The organism is Phormidium sp. FACHB-1136 (genome assembly GCF_014697375.1).
In the GTDB taxonomy this organism is placed as follows: domain Bacteria; phylum Cyanobacteriota; class Cyanobacteriia; order Phormidesmidales; family Phormidesmidaceae; genus Nodosilinea.
Window position 1 is genome coordinate 1 of the sequence record NZ_JACJRS010000144.1, and the last position, 9592, is coordinate 9592.

At 56.6% G+C, this 9592-nt stretch carries 7 protein-coding genes and 2 pseudogenes; 2 read left to right on the plus strand and 7 right to left on the minus strand.

Annotation, left to right across the window (positions count from 1 at the left end):
• Positions 1-36 precede the first annotated feature (36 nt).
• From H6G62_RS24615 to H6G62_RS24630, 4 genes are all read right to left on the minus strand, one after another.
• Positions 37-1005: an MATE family efflux transporter gene (locus H6G62_RS24615; RefSeq protein ID WP_242052262.1), complete on the minus strand. Its 969-nt coding sequence runs from the start codon at positions 1003-1005 to the stop codon at positions 37-39.
• Between the two features lie 431 nt (positions 1006-1436).
• On the minus strand, positions 1437-1937 hold the full coding sequence (locus tag H6G62_RS24620; RefSeq protein WP_190500142.1) for a DUF6714 family protein: 501 nt from the start codon (positions 1935-1937) through the stop codon (positions 1437-1439).
• Between the two features lie 228 nt (positions 1938-2165).
• Complete coding sequence (locus H6G62_RS24625; RefSeq protein WP_190500144.1) at positions 2166-2576, minus strand: hypothetical protein; 411 nt, start codon at positions 2574-2576, stop codon at positions 2166-2168.
• Between the two features lie 32 nt (positions 2577-2608).
• Positions 2609-3151 (minus strand): hypothetical protein, encoded by a 543-nt coding sequence (locus H6G62_RS24630; protein WP_190500146.1) that lies wholly within the window; start codon positions 3149-3151, stop codon positions 2609-2611.
• 651 nt (positions 3152-3802) lie between these two features.
• On the opposite strand from H6G62_RS24630, the gene pheT reads away from it, so the two are divergent.
• A complete protein-coding gene (gene pheT / locus H6G62_RS24635; protein ID WP_190500148.1) occupies positions 3803-6241 on the plus strand; it encodes a phenylalanine--tRNA ligase subunit beta in 2439 nt (812 codons plus the stop codon).
• Between the two features lie 193 nt (positions 6242-6434).
• Here the strand turns inward: pheT and uvrC are convergent, their stop codons facing one another.
• From uvrC to H6G62_RS28105, 3 genes and pseudogenes are all read right to left on the minus strand, one after another.
• Positions 6435-8387: an excinuclease ABC subunit UvrC gene (uvrC, locus tag H6G62_RS24640; protein WP_190500150.1), complete on the minus strand. Its 1953-nt coding sequence runs from the start codon at positions 8385-8387 to the stop codon at positions 6435-6437.
• Positions 8388-8618: 231 nt separating this feature from the next.
• On the minus strand, positions 8619-9020 hold the full coding sequence (locus H6G62_RS24645; protein ID WP_190500152.1) for a response regulator: 402 nt from the start codon (positions 9018-9020) through the stop codon (positions 8619-8621).
• Positions 9021-9251: 231 nt separating this feature from the next.
• Positions 9252-9416, minus strand: a pseudogene (locus H6G62_RS28105) (IS4 family transposase); the annotation flags it as partial.
• Positions 9417-9482: 66 nt separating this feature from the next.
• Between H6G62_RS28105 and H6G62_RS28110 the strand changes: the two are divergent.
• Positions 9483-9592 (plus strand): annotated as a pseudogene (locus tag H6G62_RS28110) (IS630 family transposase); the annotation flags it as partial.

A 9592-nucleotide genomic window follows, 5' to 3' on the forward strand; every position in this document is an offset into this window, starting at 1 on the left:
CTGACTTGAACAAAATTGAGAAGTTTTGGGCACGGATCAAGCACTACGTGCGAAAGACCTTGCACCAGTTTGACACCTTGTGGGATGCCCTCGACAATGCCTTCCGCGTATTGTCCTAACCTGCCTGCGGGCTGCTATAAACAGAGCAAAGCTCATCACCAGGGCAAAAGTGCGAATCAGGATGTCGCGGTTGAGGGAAAAGATACCCTTGAGGGCTTGGCCATCCCAACCCTGGGGGGCCACCTGGCGGAGTTTGGTAAGACCACCTTCCCGCAGAATCAACGCCACGCCCAGGATCATCGTCACGTACTGGCTGAGGGCCGTACCCAACCCAGCCCCGGCACTGGCCCAACCCAAATAACCGATAAACAGGCTATTAAAGACAACATTGCTACCGTTGCCGATGAGGGAAAGCATCAACACTCGTCGCCCCTGTTCTTGGCCCAGAAACCAGCCCAGCAGCACCAGGTTGAGCAACACCGCCGGAGCGTCCCAAATACGGGCATTGTAGAAGGCATAGCCCGCCGCCTTCACCTCAGCCTCGGCCTGAAGCAGGGAAAACCCCACCTCGCGAATGGGCACCTGAAACAGCACAATCACCAGCCCACACCCTAGGGCCACCGTACCATTGCGCAGCAGAATCAGCCAAAGGTCGGTCTCATCGCCGCGCCCCCTAGCCTGGGCCGTGGTGCCCGTGGTGCCCATGCGCAAGAAGCCAAAGCTCCAATAGACCACGTTGAAAATCACCGTGGCGAGGGCAACGCCGCCCAGGTGGTGAATGGCGTCTAGGTGGCCCAAAAAGGCCGTATCCACCAACCCCGCCAGGGGCACCATCAGGTTCGACAAAATATTGGCCCCCGCTAACCGAAAAAATCGGCTGAGGCTGAGGCGCTCGCTGGATAGGGAAGATCCACGCATACCTAGGGACTCTGGGGGGCAACTGGGATCGATGGTGTCATCCACCACCACGACGCTAACGCCGAGGGCTTGGGCGGATTGCTCCATAGATTAAGGTCTCATGCCTGAATGGGGCTAAGATCGCCTGCCTTGTCCGCTGCACACCATGATTATTCAACCACCACCACACGTACTACAGGCTCATGCTACTCGATACTTGTGACGTGGGCGACCAGCGCTGATCCCAAACGCCGAGCTTGATATTTGGCGTAGCTTCGACAATAGATATTCCTAAATTCATTCCTTAGAAATCATAGCCAAAAATCTGACAGAGATTGCTGTTATCCATCACAGGAAGCTGGGAACTCTGAACTAGAGGGAAGTTGAGCTAGGACATTCCGATGGCTGATCACTTCCCTTTGCCCTGAAATGACTTATATCCAGTATTACTGGTAGCGCATTAATCTACGGGTCAGAGAAAAATCAGCTCGAAACAGCGATCTACTGCCGTAAGGTCTTTAGGGGCACCTGATTATTCTCTAGCCTGTACGAAATGGGACTACCCAATAATTTTGAAGGGCTTGCTCAATCATAGGTTGCTGGAACTCGTCCTGGGTGGCCTTGTATTGCAAATAGGCAACAATGGCTGCGGCCTGGGATGGGCTAAATATGGCGAATTTGCGCTGTTTTTCGGCCAACCAGGTCCGATCTCCATAGCGGCGTGGGTTGATGGGCTGAGAACCGTAAAAATCATCTAGGCCAAAGCACAGGTGAAACGTTGGATCAGCGGATTGTAGGGCATTGTTGAGATCGGCGATCAGGTAAGCAGGCAAATAGAACCGAAACGCTTCATCGGAGAAAAAACTCAGGGCAGAAGCATAGCCGTCGGGAGCCTGATCGAGGAAATCGGCCCCTAGGATTGTCCAGTCTGTTTTGCCTTTAAATTCGTTTTCCAAAAGATAGGGTTCATCGCCTTCGCGGCTACCTTTTAGGCATTCGTCGCCAGGATAAGCAACGTCACAAAAAGCGCCACGAATCATCTGTTTAAGTAACGTAATATCCGTCATTTTTGTGTAGATGTATATTTTTTTGAGCCGTAATAGGTGGTCGTATAGCAGTTCTCGATAGATTTAGATACACCGTTACTGGGTTTTAGATCCCCCCAGTACTTAGCGGTCTAAGGTTTACTCTGTACTCCCCTTACTAAGGGGGGCAGGGGCGATTCTCACAGTACATCCTATTCAAATGAAATTCGCTACAAATCTAAATTATTGAATAGGACGAGCGTTTAACGAATCATCATGGGATTGATCAGGTTCAGGCGTGACCTCCTCAGAAGAAACCTCATCCAGCGCTAGGGAAAGCTGTTCGCCACCATCGTCATCGCTGGACGGTGTGGAGTCTTCTACTGGAGTTTCTTCGGCGGTGGGTTCTTCTTTTTCTAGCCAGGGAGAATCAAAATGGTGCCAGGGCAGAATGGGGTCGTTAGGTAAGTTTTCGGTCAGCACCGTGATGTTATTGGTGTCGGGTTTGGGCAAAGCAACCCGCTTTTCAGTCGCCGTATCGCCAGTATCATGCCCCCCTTGACTGGATTCTGAGGATTCCGCTGCCAGGGAATCGGCCTGAGCGGAAACATTCTCAGAGGCTCGGTGGCTGTCGATTAGGTCAGAGGAGGCCATGGGCAAGACCCTAAATCAATAACGATGGTTCCCTAGAGCATCGGTGCTTGTAAACTTTTAGTGATATAAACCACAACGATGTTGATCAGCATGATAGCAGTTGTCGTCCAGATGGTATAGGCGGCGTATTTCAACCCCTGAGAAACATCCTCAAGGCGCTGTTTATTGGCGTTGTAGGTTTCTGCCAAGTTCACTAACATTTGCAGTTGATAGTCTTGGGCGCTGAGGGCTAGGTAGCGTTCTAAAAATGTGCTGTCTTCTAAATTCGGTGTAACGGCTACTTGGCGAGGTAAAAAGGCCCGCATTAGCAGCGAAAAACTAATTAAAAACCCAAAAATCTCCGCCAAACTAAACAAATTTCCACTGACCAATAATCGAGAAATACTCAAGCTGGTGAGGAGCGCACTGTTGGCCACAAAGAGAATATTTAGCTTGGTGGTGAGGATTTGGCTCTGCTCGTCTTGTTCCCGCAGCACCGTGCGCACATCCTGGGTGGCTAGCCCTAGGGTAATAGGGGAAATGTCAGGAGGGCTAGGCTCCGGTTCCTCCACAGGCAGGGTGAGCTGTACCTCCATGGGTTCTTTTTCTAGACCGTTTTTTGTGATTTCATTGGTTTCTGAAATCGTAGTCCTTGAATACGTTTTTGAGGAACCCGATCTTTCCTGGAAGACAGGATCGTAATCCGTCTCTTTTGGCAGATCCTTCAGATGCACAGCGGCAGGATGCACCGAGATGGCGGGTGCTGAGGGGTTGGATTCAGGGGAGAGAGGTTTCGGGAAAATCGAGAAACGGGTGCGACGGCCTGAAGCGAGGTTGGGCACCCAAGCTGTGGTGAGCATATTGACCATGGCGGGCGGGGTTCCATGAACCGCTATCTCAATGATAGTGGGGATTTTGGCGATTGGGTACGGTGTTTTTGCGTGATGCCGACGCCGTGACGATACACACTTTGCAACATCACAAACCCCAAATTTGGATCAGCCCGTTTGACGGTCTCCGTGGGTGGATGCGGTGATAGGTCGTGAACTATCCATGCCGTTGGCCGTATCCCGTGGGGCTTGCTAAGGCAGGCGGTTGCCCAAACCTGGCGATTCTGCGGGCGGTGAAAGGGTAGAATATTTGGGCGATTGAGTGCCATCCGGTGCCGTTTTTCCGGCATCGAGTGACCTGTAGCAACGTCACCTGAACCCAAGTTACCTGCACCGAATTTACTGACAGTCCCTATCATGCGTATTTCTCTGAACTGGTTGAATGACCTCGTGAGCGTTGACCTCAGCCCGGAGGACTTGGCCGACGCGCTGACCATGGCAGGGTTTGAAGTGGAAGACATTGAAGATCGCCGCACCTGGGCCGATGGCGTGGTGGTGGGCCGGGTGCTGGAGCGGGTCTCTCACCCCGATGCCGAAAAGCTGAGCGTTTGCACCGTGGATATTGGCGCGGCAGAACCCTCGACCATCGTTTGCGGTGCGGCCAACGTGCGGGCGGATATCTACGTGGCGGTGGCTACCGTCAATACCTACCTGCCCAAGGTGGATCTCACCATCAAACCTCGCCAACTGCGTGGGGTGCCCTCGGCGGGGATGATCTGCTCTCTGTCGGAACTAGGGCTAGAGAAGGATTCCGAAGGCATTCACATGTTTGACCAGGCCGACTTAACCGTGGGCCAAGACGTGCGGCCCCTCCTGGGCTTGGATGACGTAATTTTGGATGTCACCTCCACCGCCAACCGTGCCGACGCCCTCAGTATGGTGGGTTTGGCCCGCGAGGTGGCCGCCATCACCGGGGCACCGCTGCACCTGCCCCCCACCCAGGCTCCAACGTTTACGAATCCTAAATCCGCCGTCACCATCGACCTACCCGACGAAAAGGCTTGCCCTATCTACATCGGCACCGTTCTAGAGGGCATCACCATCGGCCCCTCGCCCCAGTGGCTTCAGGCGCGGCTCCAGGCGGCAGGCACTCGGCCCATTAATAACGTGGTAGACATCACCAACTACGTGCTGCTGGAATGGGGCCAACCCCTCCATGCCTTCGACCGCGATCAACTGGCGAAGCTGGGCAAGGGCGATCTGACCCTAGGCGTCCGCTTTGCCCGTCCTGACGAAACCCTAACGACCCTGGACAGCCAAGAGCGTACTCTGGCCCCCGAAACCCTGGTCATTACCGCCCACGATGCCCCGGTGGCCCTGGCAGGGGTGATGGGTGGCGAAGACACCGAAGTAAGTGACGTTACCCAATCCGTGGTGCTAGAAGCAGCCTACTTTGATGCGGCAGTGATTCGCAAATCGGCCCGCAGTCAGGGGCTTCGCACCGAAGCCTCGGCCCGCTACGAACGGGGGGTAAACCCGGCGGAACTGTCCCTCGCCTGCCAACGCGCCCTAAATCTGATGGTAGAACTGGCGGGGGCAACGGTGATCTCCCAAACTACGGCCACCACCGCCCTCGGCCAAGCCATTCCCGAACGCACCCTAGAACTGCGGCTGGATCGCGTCCATCACCTGCTGGGGCCAGTGGTAAACCTGGGGTCAGACCCCGCCCCCCTGCCTGGGGATACGGTCGTGAAGCTGCTAGAAACCCTAGGCTGTACCGTATCGGCCAAGGCTCCAGGAATCTGGTCGGTGACGGTGCCCCCCTACCGCTATCGCGACCTAGAGCGCGAGGTGGATTTAATCGAAGAAGTGGCCCGACTCTACGGCTACAACCACTTTGCCGATACCCTACCCCAGGGCGCGGTGGGCGGAATGCTCTCCCCCGAAGCGGCCCTGGCGCGGCGGGTGCGGGAAGCCTTCCGAGGGGCGGGGCTGACGGAACTGCTGCACTATTCCCTCACCAAGCCCATCTCCGAGCGGCAGGTGGTGCTGGCGAACCCTCTGTTCCCGGAATATTCCGCCCTGCGTCAGGATTTGGTCGATGGCCTGATCGACGCCTACGAACTCAACCTCAACCAGGGCAACGGCCCCCTCAACGGCTTTGAACTGGGCAATATCTTCTGGCAGGATGACCAGGGCATCCACGAAGCCAAGGCGGTGGGCGGCATCCTCGGTGGCGATGGACGCTCCACCCAGTGGGTGAACAGCGGCCAAGAACAGCCCCTCACCTGGTACGAGGCCAAGGGCATTCTGGATACCGTGTTCCAACGCCTCGGCCTTGCGGTAGACTACCGGGCCGACAGCCAAGATACTCGCTTCCACCCCGGACGTACCGCCTCCCTGTGGGTGCGAGGCCGGACGGAACTGGGCCGCTTTGGCCAACTGCACCCCCAACTGCGGCAACATCGGGAACTGCCGGAGGAGGTCTATGTCTTCCAGCTCAACTGGTCGGCGTTGGAACTGTGTCTGCTGCCCAGCCAGCAAAAAGCCGTGAAGTTTGCGGCCTATTCCCCCTTCCCCGCCAGCGACCGCGATCTGGCCTTCTATGCGCCCCTGGATTTGGCGGTGTCTGCCCTAGAGGCCACCATGCGCAAGGCGGGGGGCAAGCTGCTGGAATCCGTCGCCCTGTTCGACGACTATCGCGGTACCTCCGTCCCCGATGGCCAGCGCAGTTTGGCCTTCCGACTGGTGTATCGCTCACCCGATCAAACCCTCACCGATGAGGTCGTCGATCCCGTCCACCAAAAGGTACGCGCCGCCCTAGAAAAGCAGTTCAAGGTGACGCTGCGAAGCTAAATTCTGTCGCTGATGACCTTTTGACATCGCTTGGAGTTAGCCCATGCCCGATGATTTTGTCCCCTTTTTGGCGGGTGTTGCGCTGTTTGGGCTGTACTTGGTCTGGTCAGCGGCCACGGAAATGGGGACTCGCTGGCCCTGGCGCAAATGACTCCCCTACCCTGTCTGGGATATGGGGGCTGAATCTGAGGCATCAAGCCCTGGATCTATCAACGTCGAGATCTAAGGAAGCGGAGGCTTCTATTTCATCGCTGGTGGCGGGTTGGGGGTGGAAGTAGTCGTAGATGGTTTGGGCCAGTTGGGGGCCAATGCCGGGGACGGTGGCCAGTTGTTCGGGGCTGGCTTCTCGGATGTAGTCGATGGAACGAAAGGCGGCGAGCAGTTCCTTTTGGCGGTGGTGGCCGAGGCCAGGGATGTCCGACAGACGAGAGCGGCGCATCCGTTCCGTGCGTTTTTGGCGATGGAAGCTGATAGCGAAGCGGTGGGCTTCATCTCGCAGGCGGCGCAGGAGTTGAACGCCCGGTTGTTCGGCCTCGGTGGTGAGAGGTTGGGATTCTCCGGGCAAGAAAATCTCCTCCCGCTTTTTGGCGAGGCTGACTACATTCAACTCTTGCAGCAGGTTGAGGTCTTTGAGGACTTCCACCACGGCGGAGAGTTGGCCCTTGCCACCGTCGATCATCACCAAATCGGGCCAGTCGGGGTTGCCGATGCGGGGCAAATTCGGGTCGGCGGCATAGCGGCGGAAGCGGCGGCGGATCACCTCGGCCATGCTGGCAAAGTCGTCGGAGTGGCCGGAGCGGACGTCGGGGTTTTTGATTTTGTAGTGGCGGTAGTGCTGTTTGGCGGGCAGGCCATCCACAAACACCACTTGGGACGCCACAGCGTCGGAACCCTGGATGTGGGAAATGTCGTAGCCTTCGATGCGCTTGGGCAGGTCGGGCAAATCCAGCACCACGGCGAGATCCTGGAGGGATTGCAGCGTGCGGTCGGCGACGGCCTGGGTGCGGGCTAGTTCGTATTGGGCATTGCGCTCCACCATGTCGATCAGGTCGGCCTTCACCTGGCGCTGGGGCACTTCGATGGTTACCTTGCGCCCCCGCCGCTGGGTCAGATAGTCCGCCAAAATTTCCGCTTCGGGGAGGGGGTGCTGGGCCAAAATCACCGAGGGAATTTCCACGGAATCCACAGTTTGGTAATGGTTTTCGAGCACCCGTTGCAGAATGGTGCCCGGAGATCCCGCTTCGGCATCGGCCACAAAGCCCAGCCGCCCGACGAGGCGACCCGCCCGCACTTGGAAGATCTGCACACAGGCATGTTTGTCGTCTGCTGCCAGGGCAATGGCATCCCGCGATACGGTGTCGTCGGGCAGGGCCACCTTTTGGTCGGCACAGAGCCGTTCTAAGCCGCGAATTTGATCCCGCAGGTGGGCGGCCTGCTCAAACTTCAGATCCTCGGCGGCTTTTTCCATCTGCCCGGTCAGAATATCCACCAGTTCCGTGGTGCGCCCTTGGAAAACCATCACCACCCGTTGCAGGGTTTTGCGGTAGTCCTCCGGGGAAATCAGCCGTTGGCACACCCCAGGACAGCGACCAATGTCATAGTTCAGGCAAGGGCGATTTTTGTGGACAGGCTGGGGGCGCTGGCGCAACGGAAAAATCCGCTTCACCAAACTCAGGGTGCTGCGCAGAAGGCCCACATCCACGTAGGGGCCGTAGTACCGATCCTTGCTGTGCTTCAGCCGCTTGCGGGTAATGAAAATGCGGGGATACTCCTCCGACCAGGTGACGCAGAGGTAGGGGTACTTTTTGTCGTCCTTTAGCAGCACATTGAAGTGGGGCTGGTGATGCTTAATCAGGTTCGCCTCTAGGGCCAGCGCCTCAGACTCGGTATCGGTGACGATGATTTCAATCTCCACCACCTGCATCACCATCATGGCAATGCGGGGGGCGTGGCTGTGGAGATCCCGAAAATATGACCGCACCCGATTGCGCAAACATTTGGATTTGCCGATGTACAAAATTTGGTCGTGGCTGTCCTTCATAAAGTAGACCCCCGGTTCTTTGGGGATCTCCTTCAGACGATCTTCCAGTCGGTCGGTGTCGTTGAGGAGGGGGGGAGGCACCGTAGCGGTCACGGCAGTGGCCATCCTAATGCAATACAGTTCTAATTTAGGATAGCGCCCTAATTTGTCGGGCGAAAGGTCATGAGTTTAGGGGGCGGCGACATCGGTAAATCGGTGCAGCAGCTCAGCCGCGATGTCCAACCGTTCCTCGCCTCCCAGCATCGTTCCCAGCCTGACTCCATCCCCTAGCCCCCGTTGCCTAGGGGCCATGCCTAGATATCAAGGCTACCCTGCCTAGATCACCCGCCTAGATCGCTATCTATCGGCTAGTACCCCTTGGATCGCCTCCACCAGTTGCTTCATTTGCACGGGTTTGACCAAATATTGGCTGGCCCCCAGGGCCAAGGCGCGTTCCTGATTTTCCACAAAGGCATAGCCCGACACCACCACCACCGGGATCCGTAGCTGGCCTCCAGGGGTTTGCAACATCTCTAGAATGTGGTAGCCATCAGGGCCGGGTAGCCCTAGGTCTAACACCAGGGCATTGGGCTGAAAGTTGGCCAGGGCTTGCTCGATCTGGGTGCCATCGGGCAGGGTCAGGACAGTCAATCCGGCAAAGGTGAGATAGTCGGCAAAAAGCAAGCGATTAGCGTAGTCGTCCTCAACCACGAGAATGCGGGGCGGCGGTGAGAGGGATAGTTGAGGGGGCGCTGTCATGGACGGATATACACCAAGGTATCGCCAACGGTGCTAGGGTTCCGCCGTGAGCCGGACAGATGGCTGGAGCATTAGCCAATGACCCCAGACAAGGGCAAGACACCGCATAAACGGGGCAGCCATCACATTAAAGCAGCAATTTTTCCCTAACGAAAGTCACCTCAATTACTTTTCTATCCTAAGCTCGACTTTACAACACTCCGGACAGATTTAGGAGGCTGTGATCCCAGTCTATGCGGCGATAACCCCGTAGTTCAGGAGGGTCTGGTAGTTGGGATGGGATTGAATCAAAGTTGGCTCCAGAGCAAACGTGGCTGTAAATAGGTCGAGAAGATGGGCATTCAGGGCCTGCCGTTTGAACGAGGCGATAGAGAAACTGAGCGGTTCAGCGGATTCACTCTTATTGCAGCCCGGAGACTGATTAGGACAGAATAGGGATGTTGTTTCCGCCCCTGAACCCCGATGCCTGCCCCCTACAGTGTGGATTTAAGAGTAAAGGCCGTTGCCGCAGTTGACCGAGGTGAGCGCAAGAGCCACGTCGCTCGTGTCTTGCAGATCAGTCGCAATACGTT